Annotated in this window: 20 protein-coding genes; 6 read left to right on the top strand and 14 right to left on the bottom strand. The window is 65.8% G+C overall.

The window, feature by feature from the left end; all coding sequences use genetic code 11:
- The first annotated feature begins 53 nt into the window (after positions 1-53).
- Together RAD04_RS19580 and RAD04_RS19575 are read left to right on the top strand one after the other, a co-directional pair.
- Positions 54-989: a transporter substrate-binding domain-containing protein gene (locus tag RAD04_RS19580; protein WP_461625303.1), complete on the top strand. Its 936-nt coding sequence runs from the start codon at positions 54-56 to the stop codon at positions 987-989.
- 183 nt (positions 990-1,172) lie between these two features.
- Positions 1,173-2,816: a lysine--tRNA ligase gene (locus RAD04_RS19575; protein WP_461625060.1), complete on the top strand. Its 1,644-nt coding sequence runs from the start codon at positions 1,173-1,175 to the stop codon at positions 2,814-2,816.
- 176 nt (positions 2,817-2,992) lie between these two features.
- Here RAD04_RS19575 and RAD04_RS19570 read toward each other — a convergent pair whose 3' ends face one another.
- Together RAD04_RS19570 and RAD04_RS19565 are read right to left on the bottom strand one after the other, a co-directional pair.
- Positions 2,993-3,745 (bottom strand): carbonic anhydrase, encoded by a 753-nt coding sequence (locus RAD04_RS19570; protein WP_461625059.1) that lies wholly within the window; start codon positions 3,743-3,745, stop codon positions 2,993-2,995.
- Between the two features lie 131 nt (positions 3,746-3,876).
- The gene (locus RAD04_RS19565) at positions 3,877-4,527 is read right to left on the bottom strand and encodes a S24 family peptidase (protein ID WP_461625058.1); all 651 of its coding nucleotides are present in this window, start codon (positions 4,525-4,527) and stop codon (positions 3,877-3,879) included.
- A gap of 308 nt (positions 4,528-4,835) precedes the next feature.
- Here RAD04_RS19565 and RAD04_RS19560 point away from each other — a divergent pair, with 308 nt between their 5' ends.
- Together RAD04_RS19560 and RAD04_RS19555 are read left to right on the top strand one after the other, a co-directional pair.
- Positions 4,836-5,180 carry a DUF952 domain-containing protein gene (locus RAD04_RS19560; protein ID WP_018320827.1) on the top strand — a complete coding sequence of 115 codons (345 nt, stop codon included), beginning with the start codon at positions 4,836-4,838 and terminating at the stop codon, positions 5,178-5,180.
- Entirely contained in the window at positions 5,177-6,274 is a 1,098-nt protein-coding gene (locus tag RAD04_RS19555) for a quinone-dependent dihydroorotate dehydrogenase (protein WP_028140878.1), read from the top strand. Before RAD04_RS19560 ends, RAD04_RS19555 begins: the two co-directional genes overlap by 4 nt.
- A gap of 150 nt (positions 6,275-6,424) precedes the next feature.
- Here RAD04_RS19555 and RAD04_RS19550 read toward each other — a convergent pair whose 3' ends face one another.
- The 5 genes from RAD04_RS19550 to RAD04_RS19530 all read right to left on the bottom strand — a co-directional run bounded on the left by RAD04_RS19550 (position 6,425) and on the right by RAD04_RS19530 (position 12,032).
- Positions 6,425-7,750, bottom strand: coding sequence for an MATE family efflux transporter (locus RAD04_RS19550; protein WP_461625057.1), 1,326 nt, complete (start codon positions 7,748-7,750; stop codon positions 6,425-6,427).
- A 2-nt stretch (positions 7,751-7,752) separates the two neighbouring features.
- Positions 7,753-8,487, bottom strand: a complete 735-nt coding sequence (locus RAD04_RS19545; RefSeq protein WP_461625056.1) for an MBL fold metallo-hydrolase — start codon at positions 8,485-8,487, stop codon at positions 7,753-7,755.
- A 21-nt stretch (positions 8,488-8,508) separates the two neighbouring features.
- The gene (locus RAD04_RS19540; RefSeq protein WP_018320831.1) at positions 8,509-8,814 is read right to left on the bottom strand and encodes a DUF6460 domain-containing protein; all 306 of its coding nucleotides are present in this window, start codon (positions 8,812-8,814) and stop codon (positions 8,509-8,511) included.
- 306 nt (positions 8,815-9,120) lie between these two features.
- Positions 9,121-10,998, bottom strand: a complete 1,878-nt coding sequence (locus RAD04_RS19535) for an ATP-dependent DNA ligase (protein ID WP_461625055.1) — start codon at positions 10,996-10,998, stop codon at positions 9,121-9,123.
- Positions 10,995-12,032, bottom strand: a complete 1,038-nt coding sequence (locus tag RAD04_RS19530) for a ligase-associated DNA damage response exonuclease (RefSeq protein WP_461625302.1) — start codon at positions 12,030-12,032, stop codon at positions 10,995-10,997. The genes RAD04_RS19535 and RAD04_RS19530 overlap by 4 nt, the downstream gene beginning before the upstream one ends.
- A gap of 172 nt (positions 12,033-12,204) precedes the next feature.
- Between RAD04_RS19530 and RAD04_RS19525 the strand changes: the two genes are divergently transcribed.
- Positions 12,205-13,131 carry a class I SAM-dependent DNA methyltransferase gene (locus RAD04_RS19525; RefSeq protein ID WP_461625054.1) on the top strand — a complete coding sequence of 309 codons (927 nt, stop codon included), beginning with the start codon at positions 12,205-12,207 and terminating at the stop codon, positions 13,129-13,131.
- Between the two features lie 115 nt (positions 13,132-13,246).
- Positions 13,247-14,476 carry an ABC transporter substrate-binding protein gene (locus RAD04_RS19520; RefSeq protein ID WP_461625053.1) on the top strand — a complete coding sequence of 410 codons (1,230 nt, stop codon included), beginning with the start codon at positions 13,247-13,249 and terminating at the stop codon, positions 14,474-14,476.
- 74 nt (positions 14,477-14,550) lie between these two features.
- Here RAD04_RS19520 and RAD04_RS19515 read toward each other — a convergent pair whose 3' ends face one another.
- The 7 genes from RAD04_RS19515 to xylB all read right to left on the bottom strand — a co-directional run bounded on the left by RAD04_RS19515 (position 14,551) and on the right by xylB (position 22,144).
- A complete protein-coding gene (locus RAD04_RS19515; protein ID WP_461625052.1) occupies positions 14,551-15,402 on the bottom strand; it encodes an amidohydrolase family protein in 852 nt (283 codons plus the stop codon).
- A 3-nt stretch (positions 15,403-15,405) separates the two neighbouring features.
- The gene (locus tag RAD04_RS19510; protein WP_461625301.1) at positions 15,406-16,383 is read right to left on the bottom strand and encodes an aldo/keto reductase; all 978 of its coding nucleotides are present in this window, start codon (positions 16,381-16,383) and stop codon (positions 15,406-15,408) included.
- Positions 16,384-16,485: 102 nt separating this feature from the next.
- Positions 16,486-17,418, bottom strand: a complete 933-nt coding sequence (locus tag RAD04_RS19505) for a sugar-binding protein (protein ID WP_038973213.1) — start codon at positions 17,416-17,418, stop codon at positions 16,486-16,488.
- 95 nt (positions 17,419-17,513) lie between these two features.
- Positions 17,514-18,596, bottom strand: a complete 1,083-nt coding sequence (locus tag RAD04_RS19500; protein ID WP_461625051.1) for an ABC transporter permease — start codon at positions 18,594-18,596, stop codon at positions 17,514-17,516.
- Positions 18,596-19,354: an ATP-binding cassette domain-containing protein gene (locus RAD04_RS19495; protein WP_461625050.1), complete on the bottom strand. Its 759-nt coding sequence runs from the start codon at positions 19,352-19,354 to the stop codon at positions 18,596-18,598. Before RAD04_RS19495 ends, RAD04_RS19500 begins: the two co-directional genes overlap by 1 nt.
- Positions 19,355-19,366: 12 nt before the next feature.
- On the bottom strand, positions 19,367-20,689 hold the full coding sequence (gene xylA, locus RAD04_RS19490) for a xylose isomerase (RefSeq protein WP_461625049.1): 1,323 nt from the start codon (positions 20,687-20,689) through the stop codon (positions 19,367-19,369).
- Positions 20,690-22,144 carry a xylulokinase gene (xylB, locus tag RAD04_RS19485; RefSeq protein ID WP_461625048.1) on the bottom strand — a complete coding sequence of 485 codons (1,455 nt, stop codon included), beginning with the start codon at positions 22,142-22,144 and terminating at the stop codon, positions 20,690-20,692.
- Position 22,145: the final 1 nt, after the last annotated feature.

Below are 22,145 nucleotides of genomic sequence, written 5' to 3'. Positions count from 1 at the left end.
GGGATGGTCTATAACGCCCTCCGATCCCAATGAAATTCGTTCATTTCCGGCCGATGGCTCCATCGCAACAGGCGAAATCGTCCAAATCTGCTCGTAGCTTGCTGGCGGGGCTAGCCGTTGGCGTCTGCCTGCTCATGGGCTTGCCCGACGCCCAGGCCCAGGCGCCCGCCAAGCGGCCCCCGGCGGCGCCTCAGGCCACGCCGCAGGTCGCTCCACAAGCCGCCCCGCAGGCCGTGCCCGGCTTCTGGGACCCGCGGCGGCGACCGGAGCGGCCGGACCTGTCGCGCTTGACCGTGATCCGCTTCCTGACCGAGACCGACTATCCGCCATTCAATTTCACCGGCGCCGACGGCAACCCGGCCGGCTTCAACGTCGATCTGGCCCGCGCGCTGTGCGAGGAGATCAAGGTCACCTGCACAGTGCAGATGCGCCGCTTCGAGACGCTGGTCGACGCGCTCTCCTCCAACCGCGGCGATGCCATCATCGCCTCGATGGCGGTCAGCCCGCAGCTGCGCGCCCGGGTCGACTTCACCGATCCCTATTACCGCGTGCCGGCCCGCTTCGCCTCGCGCAAGGACGCGGTGATGCCGGAGATCCGCCCGGAATATCTCGAGGGCAAGAAGGTCGGTGTCATCGCCGGCTCCGCGCACGAGGCCTATCTCAAGGCGATGTTCACCGACGCCGAGCTGCACGGCTATCCCAATGACGACGCGCTCCGCAGCGCTTTGCGCAAGGGCGAGGTCGATTTCATCTTCGGCGACGCCATCTCGCTGGCGTTCTGGATCAACGGCACCGATTCCGGCGATTGCTGCGCCTTCTCCGGCGGTCCCTTCGTCGAGAGCCGCTTCTTCGGCGAAGGCATCGGCATCGCCGTGCGCAAGGGCAACGACGTGCTGCGCCAGGCCCTGAACTGGGCCCTGTTCCGCGTCTGGGAAAAGGGCCGCTACACCGATCTGTGGCTGCGGTATTTCTCGGTGAGCCCGTTTTAGCCCTGCGCTCGCGACGAGCAAACTGCCGTTGGGTGGGCAAAGGCGCGTCAGCGCCGTGCCCACGTCTTTGAGGTGGTGGGCACGCTTCGCTTTGCCCACCCTACGATCCCCGCGATAGTTGCTCCGCAACTTTTGCATTCTGCCCGGAAATCGCTATTTTCCGCGGCCCGGAGGCCCTTCTGAATGTCCGTTGTCGATCCCAACATGAGCCCGAGCGATTTGCGTGCGCTCGCCGAACAATCCAACGCTTGGCCGTTCGAGCAGGCGAAGGCCATTGTCGCGCGGCTGAAGAAGAGCCCGAAGGACGAGGTGCTGTTCGAGACCGGCTACGGACCATCCGGCCTGCCGCATATCGGCACGTTCGGCGAGGTCGCGCGCACGTCGATGGTGCGCCATGCCTTCCGCGTGCTGACCGAGGACAAGGTCAAGACGCGCCTGCTCGCGTTCTCCGACGACATGGACGGGTTTCGGAAAGTGCCGGACAACGTTCCCAACAAGGAGATGCTGGCCGCGCATCTCGGCAAGCCGCTGACGCGGGTGCCGGATCCGTTCTCCAACGAGTACCCCTCGTTCGGTGCGCACAACAACGCGCGCCTGCGCACGTTTCTGGATCATTTCGGCTTCGACTACGAGTTCGCGAGCTCGACGGACTATTATACGTCCGGCCGCTTCGACGCGACGCTGCTCAAGATGTTAGCTGCCTACGACAAGGTGATGGCGATCATCCTGCCGACGCTAGGGCCCGATCGCCGCGCGACCTATTCGCCGTTCCTGCCCATCAGCAAGACCACCGGTGTCGTGCTGCAGGTGCCGATGATCCGCCGCGACGTTGCGGCCGGCACCGTGACCTATGTCGACCCCGATACGAACCAGGAAGTGGAGACGCCCGTCACCGGCGGCAACGTCAAGTGTCAGTGGAAGGCCGACTGGGCGATGCGCTGGGTCGCGCTCGGCGTCGACTACGAGATGGCCGGCAAGGATTTGATCGACTCCGTGAAGCTCTCCGGCGCGATCGCCAGGGCGCTCGGCGCCACGCCGCCCGAAGGCTTCAATTACGAGCTCTTCCTCGACGAGCAGGGCCAGAAGATCTCTAAGTCGAAGGGCAACGGCCTCACCATCGACGAATGGCTGCGCTACGCCTCGCCGGAATCGCTGTCGCTGTTCATGTATCGCGAGCCGAAGGCGGCCAAGCGGCTGTATTTCGACGTCATCCCGCGCAATGTCGACGACTACCAGCAGTTCATCGACGGCTTCGCCCGGCAGGATGACAAGCAGCAGCTCGGCAATCCGGTCTGGCACATCCACAACGGCAAGCCGCCGCAGGGCGATATGCCCGTCACCTTCCAGCTGCTGCTGACGCTGGTGTCGTCGTCGAACGCGGAGAATGCCGAGACGCTGTGGGGTTTCATTGGCCGCTATCGTCCGGGCGTCTCGCCGCAGACGCATCCGAAGCTCGATGCGATGGTCGGCTACGCCATCAATTACTACCGCGATTTCGTCGCGCCGACGAAGCAGTTCCGCGTGCCCTCGGACAACGAGCGCAGCGCCCTGCAGGATCTGCGCGATGCGCTGTCACAGCTTGCGCAGGACGCATCTGCCGAGGACATCCAGAACGTCGTCTACGAGATCGGCCGCCGCGAGCCGTTCCTCGACCAGGTCAAGAAGGGCAAGGACGGCCGTCCCGGCGTCACGCTGGACTGGTTCAACATGCTCTATCAGGTGCTGCTCGGCCAGGAGAAGGGCCCGCGCTTCGGCTCCTTCGTCGCGGTGTACGGCGTGCAGAACGCGGTCAACATGATCGACGGCGCGCTGGCGCGGAGCGCGTGAGACCCGCTCTCTCCCGACGTCGTCCCGGCGAAAGCCGGGGCCCCATAACCCAGGGAGAAGTTAGGCGAAGACTCTTAGTCGCGCTTACTTCGGTACGACGACCGCCACCGTCCGATAGATCACGCGGTATGGGTCCCGGCGTTCGCCGGGACGACAGTGGTGTGTGGAGCGCCAGCTCAGATCGACCTTAGCACGTAGCGCCGGTTGTCCTTCTGAACCGGGCGCGCGTTCATCGGATAGAGCTTTGCGAACGCAGCGACATCGCTGACCGACACCTGGATCGGGGTGGTCAGCAGCAGCCATTCGACCACTTCCGAACAGGGCGGAGTCGTCAGCGAGCCGGGATAGCGGAAGTAGCTCAGTTTTTGCGGCAGCATGGCGTGCGGATCGATGCCCGCATCCGCCTTCACCGCGGGGCCTTCCGCCGCCGGCATGGTCTTGACGATCTTGCCGAAGGCCGGGTTCGGCTTGCCCTCGGCCATCAGCACGCCGACCACGGCGAGGCCGCCGGCTTCGTTGCGATGGACGAAATGCGCCTCCATCGGGAAATTCTTGCCGCCGATCATGTGCTCGCTCGGCCGGTGGAAGTGCACCTGAAGCAGCTTGTACTTGACGTCGCCGAGCATCAACGTGCTGCCCTCGGCGAAGTTGAGCTGGATCGTGTGTCCGTTGTTGACGATGGTGTCGGCGCTCTTGCCCCAGTTCAGTTTCAGAACCGGCAATTGCGACTTGATCGTCCCCTCGATGTCGATCGGCGATTGCTGCAGGCCGACCGCGCAGGCCTTGTTGGCCGCATCGAGATCGCCCCATTTGGCCGGACCGCCGACGCCCTCATAGCTCCAATGCGCGCCTTCGGCTGCGAAGGCCGGCTTGCAGAGCGGACAAAGCGCAAGACCCGCGAGAGCCTTCAATGCGTGACGGCGATTCATCGTATTCCCCAAGATAAAAGCTGTAGCCGTAGTATCGGCGGCAACCTATGCGAGAGGGCCGCTGAGTCGCAATGGCGATCGGATGAAACGCGGCGCGCAGGAATGCGGGTCATGACCGGCTTAGGTGACCATTACTGCCTCGCCCACATGATGCGCGCGATCCACGCCACGTCGCTCGCCGCCATCGTGCGCCCGGCCTGCGACGCATCGAACGACTGAAGCTCCAGGGCCTTCGCGGTGCGGCGCCCCAGCGTCGCGACCACCACCTCGCCCCCTTTGGTCTTCACCACCACGCGGTCGCCTTTGCGGATCGGTGCGCCGGGTGAGACCAGGATGAGGTCGCCGTCGCGATAGGCAGGTAGCAGCGCATCGCCGGAAATCTCCAGCGCAAAGGTGTGGCTGTCCTCGGTGGGAAGCGCGATTTCGGTCCAGCCCTTGCCGGATGGAAGGCCGGCCTCATCGAAAGCGCCGCTCGCGCCGGCCAGCGCGAAGCCGAGCAGCGGTACCGAGCGACCGTCGCCGGCCTCATCGTCGATCAGCCGCGCAAAGCTCTCGATCGAGGAGTCGGCCGCGGCCAGCGCCTTTGCGATCGATTCGGTCGAGGGCCAGCGCTCGCGGCCGTCGGAGGTGACACGCTTGGATCTGTTGAAGGTGGTGGGATCGAGCCCGGCGCGCTTGGCGAGGCCGGATGGCGACAGACCGGCGCGCGCCGCCAACCGATCCAGGGCGACCCAGATCTGGTCGTGCGTCAGTATCCTCTGCGCTTTGGCCTGTCTGACCATGCAAGGTCCAGCCCGTCGCAACTCAGGAAAACTATCCTCAAATCAACCGGTTTTCCGTTTTGCGCGCAAGAGGCGGTGGGCAGGCGCGCCTTTAAGCGATGTGGATACCGGTTCGCCACTAGAAAAACGCGCCAAAACGGGAATCCAGACCCCCGTTCCGATTTCATCGGAACGGAATAGGCTCTAAGCCTTGAGTTCGGAAGGGGCGGCCTTTACGGTCGCGCCCGGGTTTCGGGGACCCGCACGCGGCGAAAAAACCCAAGAAACTCAAAGAGCTGACTCAAAGAGCAAACAGGGCTGCGCAAGCGGTGGTCAAGATCTACAAAATCTGTCCGGCCTCGGCCTGGCGCGAGGCGGAACGGCAGGGTGTCTACCGGGGCAGCGCGGACGATGCGCGCGACGGCTTCATCCATTTCTCCACCGCTGCCCAGGTTCCCGAGACCTTGCGCAAGCACTATGTCGGACAGCGCGCGCTGTTCCTGGTCGAGGTCGACGGCGACGCACTCGGCAGCGAGCTGCGCTGGGAGCGCTCGCGCAATGACGAGCTGTTTCCACATCTCTATGGCGAGCTCGACCTCGGCGCGGTGCTGTCGGTGATGAACCTCAACATCCGCTCGGACGGCGGCCACGACACTCCGGAGCTGCTGCCGTGATCCGCGCTTTCGACGCCTTTTCGCTGCCGGTGCTGCGCTGGCTCGATCCGGAAGACGCCCACCGCCTCGCGATCCAGGGCCTGCGCTTCCTGCCGCCGGTCAAGCCGCGCGCTGACGATCCCAAGCTCGCGATGCGCGCCTTCGGGCTCAACTTTCCCAATCCGATCGGCATGGCCGCGGGCTTCGACAAGAGCGCCGAGGTGCCGGACGCGCTGCTGCGGCTCGGCTTCGGCTTCGTCGAGATCGGCTCGGTGACGCCGAAGCCGCAAAGCGGCAATCCGCGGCCGCGGCTGTTTCGTCTGGAGCGCGACGAGGCCGTCATCAACCGCATGGGGTTCAACAATGACGGCGCCGACGTCGCCTTGCGCCGGCTCGCCGCGCGCGCGCAACACGGCGGCATCGTCGGCGTCAATGTCGGCGCCAACAAGGATTCGCCGGACCGCGTCGCCGACTACGTCAAGCTGATCGAGACCTTTGCGCCGGTCGCGAGCTATTTCACCGTCAACGTCTCCTCGCCGAACACGCCGGGCCTGCGCAATTTGCAGGAAGGCGCCCTGCTCGACGATCTCCTCGCCAGAGTGATCGACGCCCGCGAGCGCGTCAGGCAGAAGGCCGGCGACACGCCGGTGCTGCTCAAGATCGCGCCGGATCTGAGTCTCGCCCAGCTCGACGACGTCGTGCAGGTCGCGCGCTCGCGCCGGGTCGACGGCATGATCGTGTCGAACACGACGATCGCGCGGCCGAGCACGCTGCGGGAGGAAATGCGCGCCAAGGAGCAAGGCGGCCTGTCCGGCCGGCCGCTGTTCCGCCTGTCGACGCGCATGGTCGCGGAGACCTATGTGCGCGTCGAGGGCGCGTTCCCGCTGATCGGGGTCGGCGGCGTGGATTCGGGCGGTGCCGCGCTGACGAAGATCCGCGCCGGCGCGAGCCTGATCCAGCTCTATTCGTCGCTGATCTACAAGGGCCTCGGCCTCGTCGACGAGATCAAGCGCGACCTCACCTCGACGCTGCTCCGCACCGGGCGGGATTCCCTGTCCGAGATCGTCGGCGCCGATGCGGCGACGCTCACAGCGGAAGACTGGCCGGGAATGTAAGACGGTCTCGTGCCCGGACGCAGCGCAGCGCGCCGACTTCGGCGTGGTGCGCTGCCGAGCCGGGGCCCATGTGACAGCGAACTCGATGAGAAATGGGTCCCGGCTCTGCGCAGCAGCGTTTCACGCTGCAGCGCGTCCGGGACACCAGAGCTACGATTTCGAAAACGTCGCCCGGAACTGCGCCGGATAGCGTGCGGCCTGCAAGCCGCCGCGCGAGAGGTAGGAGGCCATCAGCGCGCACCACAGTCCGGCATTGCCGAGCGATTGCAGCGCCCACCAGGCGGCGAGGAAGATCAGCAGCGAAGCCAGCATCAGATTGCGCATCTCGCGCGCCCAGGTCGCGCCGATATAGATGCCGTCGAAGCCGAAGGCGAACACGCCGGGGATGGGCACGAGCACGACGAACGGCAGGAATTCGCGCGCGGCATGGCGGACGTCGTCACTCGCCGTCATGAAATCGATCAAGGCGGGCCCGAACAGCGCGAACAGTCCCGACACCACCAGCGCGAAGCCGAGCCCCCATAACAGCACCAGCCGGGTCGAATCCGCGAACCCCTTTGCATCGCGCGCGCCAACGGCGCGGCCGCAGAGCTGCTGCGCTGCGTTGGCGAGACCGTCGAGGAAGAAGGCGCTGACCAGCAGGAAATTGTTGAGCACGGAGTTTGCGGCCAGCGTGACGTCGCCGGCCTGCGCGCCCTTGGCGGTGAAGAACAGGAATACGGCGATCAGCGCCGCAGTGCGGATCAGGATGTCGGTGTTCACCGCCAGCATCCGCAACAGCTTGTCGCGGTCGAGCAGGGTCGCATACGGCACGGCAAAGCCGCCATCGGCATAATGGCGGCAGACGATCACGCCGAGGGCGAACCCGACCGCTTCCGACAACAGCGCGGCGATCGCGGCACCGGCGATGCCGGTGTCGTAGATCAGCACGAGCAGGATCGTCGCCGCCATGTTGACGAGGTTGATGACGACCTGAAGCAACAAGGCCGAATTGGCGCGGGCCTGTCCGATCAACCAGCCGAGGATGACGTAATTGGCGAGCGCGAACGGCGACGACCAGATCCGGATCTTGAAGTAGGTCTTCGCGGCCCCCGTCACACCCTCGCTGCCGCCCATGAGGTCGAACAGCACAGCGGCCAGCGGCAGTTGCAGCACGATCAGCGCGGCGCCGATCAGGCCGGCAACGATGAAGCCGCGCGCCAGGATCGCGGTCGGCTCGCGCGTGTCACCCGCGCCGAGCGATTGCGCGGTGAAGGCGAGCGTGCTCATCCGCAGGAAGCCGAACAGCCAGAACAGGCAGTCGAAGATCACCGAGGCCATCGCCACGCCGCCGAGCAGCGCGGCATCGTCGAGACGGCCGATCGCCGTGGTCGAGACAATGCCGATCAGCGGCGTGGTCAGGTTCGCGACCATCGCCGGACCGGCGATGGCGAACACTTCACGCGTGCCGACTTTGGGATGGACGGGCGCGTGCATGGTCAGAACACGACGACCATGCCGTCCTCGGCCGCCATATGGGGCAGAGCTTCAAGGCGCGACAGCATGTCATCGCTCATATGGGTGAGGACGAGCCGCTTGGCGCCGATCGCGGGCAGATGCTGTTCCAAGGTCTTCAGGCTGAGATGGTTCTTGACCACCTTCTCGTACATATAGGCCTCGGCAATGAAAAGATCCGCGCCATGCGCCAGCGGAATGAGCGTCTCCGTCCATGCGGTGTCGGCGCTGTAGGCGAGCGTGCGGCCCTCGGCCTCGACGCGGTAGGCGAGGAAGGGGCCACCGGATTCGCCGTGCACGACCGGATAGGGCGTCACCGTCACGGCACCGAAAGCGCGGCTTTGCTCGGGCGAGAGCTCGATGACATTTAGCTCGAAGCGCTGCTGTGTCTTCGAGGAGCGCTCGAACAGCGCCTCCATCACCTCGCGTAGCCGCGTCTCGATGCCTTGCGGGCCGGCAATCGTCAGCGGCCGCGTCCGCCGCGAGAATTGCGCGTCGAGCAGGACAAACGGCAGCCCGGCAAAATGATCACCGTGGAAATGCGTGATCAGGATGAGATCGATGTCCTCGCACGCGATCTCGAGCCGCTTCAGCGCCGGCAGAGCCGACGCACCGCAATCGATCAGGAAGTTGGCCTCGCGCCCCGAGACGTGGAAGCAGGTATTGAGCCTGCCGCCGGAGCCGAAAGCATCGCCGCAGCCGACAAAACGCAATTGCATCGGCTGCGGACCTTCAAAATATCACCGGCCGCGCGGCGTGCCGAACACGCGCGAGAGCAGCCAGATCGGGATCACGATGACGGCGCCGAGCAGGAAGTAGCGCCACAGCCAGTTGATGGTGTCGAAGCCGAGATCCCACAGCCGCTGGAACAACAGGCGAATGCTGGTGAGGATGTTCCAGGGATCGAAGCCGATCGCGGCGAGCACGACGCCGACCAGGATCGACAGCAGGACCAGGCGAAACGCGACCGCCAGCGGCGAGCCGCCGAGAAAGCGGTTCAGCCCGTCGTTGCGGCCGGCCGGCAAATCTCTGACGTCTTGGACCATCTCAAACTCCTGTAGGCGGATTCGACCCATTATAGGGCACGGCGAGGCAGATGGGGAACCCGTGACGGACCGTCAATCGGGTTACGGGAGTTTAATTCGGGTAGCCTCGGTTTGGGAGCGCTGCCGGCCGCGGGCGCCAACCTCTCCCGCTTGCGGGAGAGGTCGCGCCGAAGGCGCGGGTGAGGGCTTTCTCCTCTAGGGGATTGTCCCATTGCGGAGACAGCCCTCTCCCCAACCCTCTCCCGCAGGCGGGAGAGGGAGCGCATCTCCGCCTTGGCGACAATCGAGCGCTCTCATAAAACGCACTCACACCTCCACCTCCACCGCCTCCGCCTTCAGCATCCTCTCCAGCGTCTCCAGCCGATCGGCCTCGCGCGGCGGCTTGTCCCAGCGCAGGCGGCTGATGCGGGGAAAGCGCATGGCGACGCCGGATTTGTGTCGCGGCGAGCGCTGCAGGCCCTCGAACGCCACCTCCAGCACCAAGCCCTTGTCGCCCTCGTGCACGACATGGCGGACGGGGCCGAACTTTTCCGTGGTGTTGCGGCGGACGAAGCGGTCGATCTGCAGCAGCTCCTCGTCGGTGAAGCCGAAATAGGCCTTGCCGACCGGCACCAGTTCGTCGCCGCCCTCGCCCGCGGTCCAGACGCCGAACGTGTAGTCGGAATAAAAGGACGAGCGCTTGCCGTGACCGCGCTGCGCATACATCAGCACGGCATCGATGATGTGCGGATCGCGTTTCCACTTCCACCACTGGCCCTTGGGACGTCCGGGCAGATAAGGCGCATCTCGCCGCTTCAGCATCACGCCCTCGACGGCATCCGCATCTTCGCCGGCACCTGCACTCGCGGGATCGGCACGCGCGGCGGTCAGCACCTCCCAGCTCGCGAAGGGAACGGTCGGCGACAGATCGATGTGGGGATCGCTAAGCTTCCCGATGAAGGTCTCAAGCCGCTCGCGCCGCTCCGCGAATGGCAGCTCGCGCAGATCGTTCTCGTCGTCGCCGAGCAGATCGTAGGCGCGAAGGTGGATCGGAAACTCCTTGATCAGCTTGGGCGAGACGACCTTGCGGTTGAGCCGCTGCTGCAGGACGTTGAAACTCTGCACACGGCCCTCACGCAGGATCAACAGCTCGCCATCGATCGCGCCTGGCAGGCGCAGCGACGGCACGAGATCCGGAAAGCTCCCCGTGATGTCCTCGCCGGTGCGCGAATAGAGCCGCGCCGTGATGTGGCCGTGCTCGTCGCGGCCGGCGACTGCCTGCACGCGAATGCCATCCCATTTCCACTCGGCGATGTAGTCGGCGGGATCGAGCGGGGCGAAATCGCTGTCCTCGATCGCATGTGCGAGCATCACGGGCCGGAACGGCGCGGGATCGCGATTGACCGGCTTTTCGCCGCGCCCTTCCAGCCAGGCGAACAGGTCGAGATAGGGCGGCGAAAGGCCAGGCCAGATCAACTCGACCTCGTGCGGATCCTTGTCGCCGAGCGCGGCCGCCGCGGTCTTCGCCAGCCGTGCCGAGATGCCGATGCGAAGCGCGCCGGTGACGAGTTTCAGCAGCGCCCAGCGGCCGGTCTCATCGAGCTCGTCGAGCCAGCGCTCGAGCTGTTTTGGCAGCTCGGTCTTGCCGAGCGTGCGCAGCGTGGTGACGACCTCGGTCAGCGTCGGCGGTGGCGGGTTGTTGTGGTTGCTTGGGTGAGAGGACTCATTGGCATCTCGCCCGGAGTACCCCCCTCCCTGCCCCTCCCCCACAAGGGGGGAGGGAACGGTGAGGGTGGTGCGTCCATCACGCGCTGAATCACTCTCAATCGTCGAGCCCGTCTGTCGCGTCGCACGCAACTGCGCTCCCTCCCCCCTTGTGGGGGAGGGTTGGGGAGAGGGGTAGCCCGGAAAAGACTCGTCGCTATTTGCGCCGCGCCTCGGCCACATCAGCGCAACCGTCTCCGAGAGATCGCCGACGTAGTCGTAACTCAAGCCGAACAGCACCGGATCGGTGCGCGCCGCAATGAGATCGCGGATCAGGGCGGGCTTGGCGTGCTTGAAGCTGAGTGCGCCGGTCAACGCGGCCAGCGCGTAGCCGCGGTCGGGGTCTGCGACCTCGCGGAAATAGCCGGTGAGCAGCCGCAGCTTGTTGTTGCGGCCGGGCTCGTAGGCGAGACGGTCGAGGAGTTCGGCGAAGCGGTTCATGCTTCGGCCTCGTCAGTGATCGGCGTCTCGCTCTCCTCCTCGTCGCCATAGCCGACGAGATCGAGCGGCTGCGCCTTGAGGCCTTTGCTCTGGCACCAATGCACCAGCGCATCTTCCTGGCCGTGCGTGACCCAGATCTCGCCGGCACCGGTTGCGGCGATGGTGGCGGTGAGGCCGTCCCAGTCGGCGTGGTCGGAGATCACCAGCGGCAGCTCAATGCCGCGCTGCCGCGCCCGGGCGCGCACGCGCATCCAGCCCGATGCGAACGCGGTGACGGGATCGGGAAACCGCCGCGTCCAGAGATCGGAAGTGGCCGACGGCGGTGCCAGCGTGATGGTCCCGGCCAGCGCCGCCTTCTTCACGCCCTTCACCGGCCTGAGCTCGCCGAGCGCGATGCCGCGGCTTTGGTAGTACTCGGTGATCTTCTCCATCGCGCCATGCAGATAGATCGGAGCGTCATAGCCGGCCTGCCGCAGCAGCGCGATCACGCGCTGCGCCTTGCCGAGCGAATAGGCGCCGACCAGATGCGCGCGCTCCGGAAACAGCGCGACGGAAGCCAGCAGCTTCTTCACCTCGTCGCTCGCATCTCCATGCCGGAACACCGGCAGCCCGAACGTCGCCTCGGTGATGAAGACGTCGCAGGGCACCAGCTCGAACGGTGTGCAGGTCGGATCGGGCGCGTCCTTGTAGTCGCCGGAGGCGACGATGCAGGTGTCCTTGCAGGTCACAGCAATCTGCGCCGATCCCAGCACATGGCCGGCGGGGTGAAATTTCACGCTGACGTCGCCGAGCCGGATCTCCTCGCCATAGTTGATGGCTTGCATCGACCCGGCGAAATGCTCGCCGTAACGCAGCCGCATCATGTCCAGCGTTTCCTGCGTCGCCAGCACCGCACCATGGCCGGCGCGGGCATGGTCGGAATGGCCGTGGGTGATCACGGCCCGCTCGACCGGGCGGACGGGGTCGATATGAAAGCCGCCGGGCTTGCAGCACAGGCCGGCAGCAACTGGCAGCAGGATGTCTTGCGGACGCATGATGGTCATATAGTCACGGGGCCCCGATATTCACCGGTCATGCGCGGGCTTGACCCGCGCATCCATCCCCCTAAAGAGTTCCTTTTTTGATGGATTGCCGGGCCTTCGCCGCGCCGGAGGGGCTTCGGCCCCGCAGGCGGGTCAAGCCCGGCAATGAAAATCGGTTCCTCCAATGCCCCTCCGCCTATTCCAGTCCTCAGGCGATCTCATGGCCGACCGCCGCTTCGAGTTCGCGCGCGATCTCCAGCTCAAGGGCGACCTGCCCGCCGCCGCTGACCTCATAGAGCAGGCGATCGAGCTCGCGCCTGACTTCACCTCGGCCTGGTTCACGCTCGGCGAAATCCGTCAGCGGCTCGGCGAGCGCGACAAGGCCGTCGCGGCGTTTCGAGAAGCGCGGCGGTCCGATCCCGACGACCACCATGGGGCCGGCCTGCATCTGATGCGGCTCGGCGACGCACAGATGGCCGAAATGCCCAAGGCCTATGTGCAGGCCCTGTTCGATCAGTACGCGCCTCGCTTCGAGCACACACTGGTCAACGATCTCGACTATCGCGCCCCGGCGCTGATCTTCAAGGCGGTGGTGGCCGCGCGGGTCGCCGCGAAGAAGCCGGCCTTCTTCAAACGCACCATCGATCTCGGCTGCGGCACCGGGCTTGCGGCCGCGGCCTTCGCCAAGCAGGTCGACCATTTCATCGGCATTGATCTGTCGCCCGGCATGATCAAGGAGGCGCGCGCCACCAACCTCTACGCCGAGCTCGAAGTCGCCGACATGATCGAAGCGCTGCGCAGCAAAGGCGATGGATGCGCGAACCTCGTCGTCGCCGCGGATGCGTTCGTCTATCTCCCCGACCTCACGCCGGTCCTCAACCAGGCCAGACGCGTGCTCGTATCTGGCGGCGTGCTCGCTTTCACGCTGGAGACGCATGACGGCAATGGCGTCGTACTTGGCGAAGGCCTGCGCTATGCCCATTCGGCGGAATATGTGCGCGGTGCCATCGCCAAGGCCGGGCTCAAGCTGCTGACGTTGGAGCCGGCCTCTCCACGGATCGAGAACAACGAGCCCGTGCGCGGCCTCGTCGTGATCGCTGAGAAAACTTGAGTCTAGGCGCTAGCGCCCGGCGATTTGAGCGTCATTGCGTCGCAAAGCCGTGACTTCCCACTTGCGAGGCGTGCTGCGTTCCCAGCACAATGCGCATGCCAGGGAGAAACAAATAATGACGAAGAATCCATCGCGGCGCGATTTCAGCGCCGCCGCGCTCGCCGCCATCGCCGCATCCACCTTGCCCGCGCCTTACGTCTGGGCCGCGGAGAAGAAATACGATGCCGGCGCCAGCGACACCGAGATCAAGATCGGACAGACCGTGCCGCATTCCGGCCCCGGCTCGCTCTACGGCGTGTTGGGGCGCATCGGCGAGGCCTATTTCCAGATGCTGAACGAGAAGGGCGGCATCAACGGACGCAAGGTCAAGTTTCTCACCATGGACGATGCCTATAGCGCGCCGAAATGCGTCGAGGCGACGCGGCGCCTGGTCGAGCAGGAGGAAGTGCTCGCGCTGTACGGCTCGCTCGGCACCGCGCCGCAGACCGCCGTGCACAAATACCTGAACTCCAAGGGCGTGCCGCAGCTGCTGCTCAACACCGGCGCGTCGAAGTGGAACAATCCGAAAGAATTCAAATGGACGATGGCGGGCCTGCCGCTCTATCCGACCGAGGCGCGCATCCTGGCGCGGCATGTCGTCAGCGTGAAGCCGAACGCCAAGATCGGCATCCTCTACCAGAATGACGATTTCGGCCGCGACTTCCTCGGTCCCTTCAAGAAAGTTTTGGAGGACGCCGGCGGCACCGCAAAGGTGATCATGGAGCAGACCTACGATCTCACCGAGCCGACCGTCGATTCCCAGCTCATCAACCTCTCGAAGTCGGGCGCCGACGTCTTCTACAACATCTCGACCGGCAAGGCGTCGTCGCAGTCGATCCGGAAGGTCGCCGAGCTCGGCTGGAAGCCGCTGCAACTTCTTTCCGCCGGCTCGACCGGCCGCTCGATCCTCACTGCCGCGGGCCTCGAGAACGCCACCGGCATCGTTGCCATCCGCTATAACAAGGAGGTCGGCCTGCCGAAATGGGAGAAGGATCCCGACGTGATGGCGTTCGAGGAATTGCGCAAGAAGTACACGCCGGCCATCGACCCCGACAATACCATCGCCTTCGCCGGTTACGGCCAGGCCGTAACCATGGGCGAGATCCTGCGCCGCTGTGGCGACGACCTCACCCGCGCCAACGTGCTGAAGCAGGCCTCGAACCTCAAAGGCTTCCACTCGCCCTACTTCCTCGACGGCGTCACCTACAGCTACACGCCCGAAGACTACACGCCGATGAAGACGCTCTTCATCTCCACCTTCACCGGCAAGGACTGGGACATCTCCGACAAGCCGATGTCGGAGTAGGCAGGTGGCGCACGCCGCTGCTTCCCCTCTCCTGCTTTGCCAGGAGAGGCAGGAAGCAAGAGCGCGCTCAGACGCTAAGGCGCGATCGCCAGCCGATACGCCCGCGCGGCATTCACGCCAAAAGCCTTGTCCCGCAGCTGCGGGCCAAGCTTCGCCAAACACCCCTCCAGCGCGTTCTTGATCTCGCCATAGCTCCCCGCAAGCAGGCACACCGGCCAGTCCGAGCCGAAGATCAGCCTGTCTTCGCCGAAACACCTCGCGGCGTGCGCGACGAACGGAAACAGGCGTTCCGCATCCCAATCATTCCAGACCGCTTCGGTCGCAAGCCCTGAGATCTTGCACCAGACATTGTCGCAAGCCCCGAGCGCCTTGATGCGATCGGCCCACTCGTCGCTGCCGCCGTCGGCAATCGGCGGCTTGGCGGCGTGGTCGAGCACGAAGCGCGCCTGCGGAAAGGCCTGCGCGGTGGCGATCGCCGACGGCAGCTCTAGGGCGCGGACGAGAAAATCATAGGCGAGATCGTGCGCGAACACGGCGGTGAGGCCGCGCTGGACGTCCTCGCGCAGCAGCCAATCGGGATCGGCTTCATCGTGGACCTGGTGGCGGATTCCGACCAGCTTGCCGCCGCCGGGTGAAGCACGAAGCCGATCGAGCGTTTCGCCGAGCGCACCATCCGTCAGATCAGCCCAGCCGACCACGCCGACGACGAAGGGATTTTCGTGCGCAATACGCAAGAACTCCTCGGTCTCCTCCAGCGCGGAGCGGCATTGCACCAAGATGCTGGCGTCGATGCCGTTCGCTTTCAACAGTGGCGCGAGATCGGCCGGACCGAAGGCACGGCGGATCGGCGTCAGCTCGTCCGCTGCCATCCAGGGATAGTCGGCGCGCGCAGGATCCCAGAAGTGCTGATGGGCGTCGATGATCATGCCTTATGCCCCACCCGGCAGCGGCGCGCGCGCATCGACGAGGTTTCGTGCCCGCAGTTCCTGCCAGAAGGCCGCCGGCACCGCTCTCTCCGACATCGCGATGTTGTCGGAAACCTCCGCGGCGTTGCGCGCACCCATCACGGCCACCGTGACGGCCGGATGCGCCATGCAGAACTGCAGTGCGGCGGCCTTCAGTTCGGTGTCATGCTTGCGGCAGAGCGCGTGCAGCTCCAGCGCCCGCGCAACCAGCGAAGCATCGGCGTCCTGATAGTTGAACTTCGCGCTGGTGTGCGGATTGGCCAGGATGCCGCTGTTGTAGATGCCGCCGAGCAGGATGCCGATGCTCTTTGTCGTGCAGAGCGGAAACAGCGCATCCAGTGCGCCCTGGTCGAGCAGCGTGTAGCGCCCGGCCAGCAGGAAGCAATCGACCGGCGCGGCCTCGGCGAAGCGGACCAGCATCTCCGACTGGTTCATGCCGGCACCAATCGCCTTCACCGTGCCCTCGCTGCGCAGGCGCTGGAGCGCGCGGAAGGCGCCGGCGACGGCGTCGTCATAATGATCGTCGGGATCGTGCACCAGCAGCACGTCGACGCGGTCGAGCCCGAGGCGGACCAGGCTCTCCTCGACCGAGCGCAGCACGCCGTCATGACTGAAATCGAACACCGGCCGCTCGCGCGGCGTGCCCTTGTAGTGCTCGTCCTCGGTGGCGCCGCCATCGGACGTGCGCAGCAGGCGGCCGACCTTGGTGGAGATGGCGTAGGAGTCGCGCTTCTGCTGCCGCAGGAAGGCCCCCAATCGCCGTTCGGCAAGGCCAAAGCCGTAGAGCGGCGCGGTATCGAAGAAGCGCACCCCGAGCGACCAGGCGCGCGCGATCGTCGCTTCCGCATCGGCATCGCTGACCGGGCTGAACAATCCGCCGAGCGGGGCGGAACCGAGACCGATTGAGGTGACGTCGAGCGAGCCGAGCCGCGACCGTTTCATTCCCATTGCCTTGTCTTCATTCCAACAGCCCAGATCATCTCCCCCGCTTGCAAAAATCGCAAGCGGGGGAGGCACGCAGGAGCGCGGGGCTGGCGGACGCTCCTACTTCAACATCTGCGCGACGTTGTCCTTGGTGACGAGGTCGAGGCCGGTGTAGACGATCTCCGGCACCTTCTCGCCCTTCTTGATGGCGAGCAGCGTGTCCATCGCCTTCTCGCCCATCTCGAACGGACGCTGGCCGACCAGCGCATTGGCATAGCCGTCACGCAGCAGCTCGAGCTGCATCTTCAACGTATCGGCGACGACAAGCGTGAACTTGCCGGAATCGATGTCCTTCTTGTTCCTGGACGCGAAGGCCTTGAAGCCTTCGGGAGCGAACATCGGCCAGCCGCCGATGGGAACGATGGCGGCGAGATCAGGCGTTGCGGTGCGCATATCCGTCATCTGCTGGACCGCGAGTGCGGGATCGTCGTTGCAGAAGGTCGGGGAGCCCGCGACCTCCGTCCACTTCGAGCCCTTCAGCGCCTCGCGCACGCCGTCGACGCGCTCGGCGAGGTTCTTGGCGCCGGGGCCGCCCGAGACCATGGCGTATTTGCCGCCGTCGGGCCGCATCTTCACGAGCTGCTTGCCGAGCGCGACGCCGAACTCCTTGTTGTTGGTGCCGATATAGGCGATGCGCTTGGAGCCCGGCGCGTCGGCATCGAAGGTGATGACGGGGATGCCGGCGGCCGTCGCCGCCTCGATCGACTTGGTCATGGCCGCGACGTCGGCCACCGATATGGCGAGACCGTCGACTTTCTGGGTGACGAAGTCCTGGATGATCTGGGCCTGCGTCGCTGGCTCATGCTCGACCGGTCCCTTGTAGATGCACTCGATATTGCCGAGCTCCTTGGCGCGCTTCAGGCAGCCGTCGCGCGCGAAGTCGAAGAACGGATTGTTCATCGCCTTGGGCACGATGACGAAGCGGTAATTCGCCGCCAACGCCGGCGTTGCCATCATTGCGACGGCGATGCCGGCAAGAAGAAGTTTCCTCATTGTCTCCTCCACCCTTCTCTGGCGCCCGTCCTCTTTGAAACGTCCGGGAAGCGGACAGGCGGCATCTTCGTTGTATTCCCGGAACGACGTCACCTTCAGCTCATCCGCGAGCGGATGCGGTCGACCAGCACGGCCAGGATGATGATCACGCCTACCAGCGTCTGCTGCCAGTAGGAGGAGACCTGCGCCAGCACGAGGCCATTGCGGATCACCTCCAGCAGCACGCAGCCGACGATGGCCCCGAGCGGACCGCCGATGCCGCCGGCGAGGTTCGCGCCGCCGATCACGGCCGCCGCGATCACGTTGAGTTCGTAGGACGTCGCCATGTTGGCGGGCGCCGATCCGAGCCAGCCGGAGATGATGATGCCCTGGAGGCCGGCTGCGAGCGCGCAGATCACATAAACCTCGATCTTCACCCGCACGACCGGAATGCCGGTCAATTCAGCGGCCTTCTCGTTGCCACCGAGCGCGAAGACGTGACGGCCGAACGAGGTGTGATGCAGCACCACGGCCATCGTCAGTGCGAGGATCACGAGATAAATGAAAGGCACGGGCACGCCGAGCACGTCGCCCGACGTGAGTGCGTAGAAGCGATCGGCGTCGGGCCCGCCCGGAAAGCTGCCGCGGCCGTTGGAGACGACATAGCCGAGCCCGCGCACGATCGAGAGCATGCCGAGCGTGGTAACGAAGGGCGACAGGCCGAGCACCGCGATGCAGAAGCCGTTGACGAGCCCGGCGATCAGCGCGACGCCGAGCCCGGCGAGGATCGAGACCAGCAGGATCAGGCCCGGCACGTTGGCAATTACGGTCTTGCCGTCGGCCGCCAGATGCACGAACAGCGCGCCCGCCGGCGAGCCGGGCGCCGACAGCTCGGTCATCACCATCGAGGTGATCATGGCCGAGAAGCACATCATCGATCCCACCGACAGATCGATGCCGCCGGTGATGATGACGAAGGTGACGCCGAGCGTCGCAATGGCGATGAACGAAAAGTTCTTCGCGACGTTCTGCATGTTGCCTTCAGTGAAGAAATACGGGCTGGCGAAATGCATGATCACCAGCAGCACCGCGAGCGCGAGCAGCACGTAGCCGGTCTGGGAGGCGAAGAGGCCGCGCTGCCACCATTTCGTCTTGCCGACGTTCGAGAACATGACGGGAGATTCCATGGGCATGGCCATCACGCCGCCTCCTTCGCGCCGGTGATGAGCGCGGTGACTTCCTCTGGCGAGGTCTGGTGGATCGGCTTGTCGGCCCGCTTTTCGCCGCGGCGCATGACGATGACGCGGTCGCATACGGCGAACACGTCAGGCATGCGGTGCGAGATCAGCATCACAGCGACGCCCTGCTCCTTGAGCCGGTGGATCAGGCCGAGCACCTGCTCGACCTGGCGCACCGAGATCGCGGCGGTCGGCTCGTCCATCATCACCAGCCGCGCATTGGAGAGTCGCGTCCGCGCGATCGCGACCGCCTGGCGCTGGCCGCCCGACATCTGCTTGACGAGGTCGTCGGGGCGCGTCTCGGAGCGCAGCTCGCCGAACAGCTCCAGCGCGCGCGCCGCCATCGCCTTGTGGTCGAGCAATGCGATGGGCCCGAACCTGCGCTTCAGCTCGCGGCCGAGGAACACGTTGGCCGCCGCCGTGAGATTGTCCGATAGCGCGAGGTCCTGGTAGACAACCTCGATGCCGACGGCACGGGCATCGACCGGCCGGCTGAAATGGACCGCGTTGCCGGCAAAGCGGATCTCGCCGTGGCTGGGGCGAAAATTGCCGGCGATGATCTTGACCAGCGTCGACTTGCCCGCGCCATTGTCGCCCATCAGGCCGACCACCTCGCCCGGCATGACCTGCATGTCGACGCCGTGCAGCGCGCGGATCGCGCCGAACTCCTTGCCGATGCCGGAGAGCTCGAGGACCGGGGTCGCGTCAGCGTTTGCCATCAGCAGCCTCGCTCAGACATAGCGGTTGACCAAGGATTCCAGATATTCCTGCCGGCCCGAGCGCGGCTGCGGGTCGAAGCCGGGACGAAGCGCGCGGTCGGCAAGATCGGCGAGCGAACGCTGACCGCCGAGAATGGCGCGGCCCTCAGTGCCGGCCCATCCCTCGTAGCGCTCAGTGAGCGGCGCCGTGAGGGCGCCAGCATCGACCATGTCGGCGGCGGCGAGGAATGCGCGCGCGCAGGCATCCATCGAGCCGACATGGGCGTGGATCAGATCGTCCGGATCGATCGACTGCCGCCGGATCTTGGCATCGAAATTGAGCCCGCCGGTGGTGAAGCCGCCACGGTTCAGGATCTCGTGAAACACCAGCGCCAGCTCCGGAACGTTCATCGCGAACTGGTCGGTATCCCAGCCGAGCAGATCGTCGCCGCGGTTGACGTCGAGCGAGCCGAACACGCCGAGCGCCTCGGCCAGCGCCACCTCATGGTGGAAGGAGTGACCGGCGAGGATGGCGTGGTTCTGCTCGATGTTGAGCTTGACGTCCTTCAAGAGGTCATAGCGCGCAAGGAAGCCGTAGCAGGTGGCGACGTCGAAATCATATTGATGCTTGGTCGGCTCCTTGGGCTTCGGCTCGATCAGGATCGGTCCCTTGAAGCCTATTCTGTGCTTGTGCTCGACGACCAGCGAGATGAAGCGGCCGAGCTGGTCGAGCTCGCGCTTGAGATCGGTGTTGAGCAGCGTCTCGTAGCCCTCGCGTCCGCCCCACAGCACGTAGTTCTGGCCACCGAGCCGGTGCGTCACCTCCAGCGCGGCGCGGACCTGGCCTGCCGCGTAGGTGAAGATCTCCGGGTCCGGATTGGTCGCCGCGCCCGCCATGTAGCGGCGGTGCGTGAACAGATTGGCGGTGCCCCAGAGCAGGCGCACCTTGCTCGCGGCCATCTTCGCTTCGAACAGATCGGCAATCGCGTTGAGATTGGCGACGGATTCGGCCAGCGAAGCGCCTTCCGGTGCGGCATCGACGTCGTGGAAGGTGAAGAACGGCACGTCGAGCAGGCGGAACAGCTCGAAGGCGACGTCGGCCTTGGCCCGGGCCTGCGCCATCGCGTCACCGCCCTGGTGCCACGGCCTCAGGAACGTCTCGCCGCCGAAGGGATCGCCGCCCGGCCAGCAGAACGAATGCCAATAGCAGACCGCAAAGCGCAGATGATCCTCCAGCCTACGGCCGTGCACGAGGCGGTCCTTGTCGTACCAGCGGAACGCAGGCGCCTGTCCCGCATCCTTGCCGGCGAAGGCGACAGGTGTAGTCGCATCGAAGAATTTGGCTGACGCGTTCACTTAAGAGCACTCCTTCAATGCGGGATAAAGCTCGCGCCATCGCCGGTAGGCCTCGTCATAGGCCTCGGTGACGGATGCGCGGGGCGTGAAGCTCGCGAGCCGCCGCGGGCGGGTGCAGACCGCTGCGGGTCGCTCGCCGGTCACAGCGAGCCGGCCTAGCCTGGAGGCGCCGAGGGCCGCCCCCACCTCGCCTTCCTCGATGCGGTGGACGGGAATGCCGAGCACATCGGCGCAGATCTGCGCCCACAGCGGCGAGCGCGAGCCGCCGCCGACGAGATCGAGTTCGGCAACAGGCCCGCTCGCCGCGCTCAGCGCCGCCAGATTGTCGCGCGCGGCAAAGGCGACGCCTTCGAGCACGGCCTGCACGATCTGCGTCCGCCCGGTCGCACCGCGCAGGCCGACGAAGGCGCCGCTGGCGGCGGCATCGTTGTGCGGCGTGCGCTCGCCGTCGAGATAGGGCAGGAATTTGATCGGGCTCGGCGCATCGACGCGCTCGCCGAGCGGCGCCAGCAGCGCTGCAGCCGGGGTCTCCATCACACCGGCGAGCCAGGCCAGCGAAGCCGCCGCCGAGAGCATCACGCCCATCTGGTGCCAGAGGCCGGGCAGCGCGTGACAGAACGCATGCACCGCCGTTTCAGGCGCCGGCGCGAACCGATCGGTGACGCGGAACACCACGCCGGACGTTCCCAGCGACAGGAACGCATCGCCCGGCGCGATCGCGCCGAGCCCGATCGCGCTCGCGGCGTTATCGCCGGCGCCCCCGGCGACAACGACATTTTTCGCCATACCCCAGCGCTGTGTGAATTCCGGCGCGAGCATGGCACTCGCCTCGCTGCCCTCGACGAGGCGCGGCATGTGGTGAAGATCGAGCCCGGTGGCATGCAGCAACAGGGGCGACCAGCGGCGCAGACCGACATCGAGCCACAGCGCGCCGGCCGCATCCGACATATCCTCGATCATCTCGCCGGTCAGGCGATAGCGCACATAAGCCTTCGGCAGCAGCACCTTTGCGACGCGCGCGAAGATTTTTGGCTCATGCCGCGCGACCCACAACAGCTTCGGGGCGGTGAAACCCGGCATGGCCAGATTGCCGGCAATCGCGTGCAGCGACGGGCAACGCTGCTCCAGCGCGGCACATTCGACCTGCGAGCGGCCGTCGTTCCAGAGGATCGCCGGACGCAGCGGCCGGCCGTCCTCGTCGAGCAGCGTCGCGCCATGCATCTGGCCCGACAGGCCGATGCCGCGGACCCGCGTGACCTCGCGTGGATGGCGGGCGGCAAGATCGTCGACCGCACCGATGGCAGCATCGACCCAGGAATCGGGGTCCTGCTCGGACCACAACGGCGCCGGATGCGACAGCGCAAGCTCGCGCGCCGCCGTCGCGAGGATCGCGCCGGCTTCGCTCACGAGCACCGCTTTCACACCGGATGTGCCGATGTCCAGTCCGAGATACAAA

The sequence above is a fragment of the Bradyrhizobium sp. 25ACV genome (genome assembly GCF_054863005.1).
Note: the sequence above shows the minus strand (reverse complement) of the source record. Positions and strands in the feature narration are given on the sequence as shown.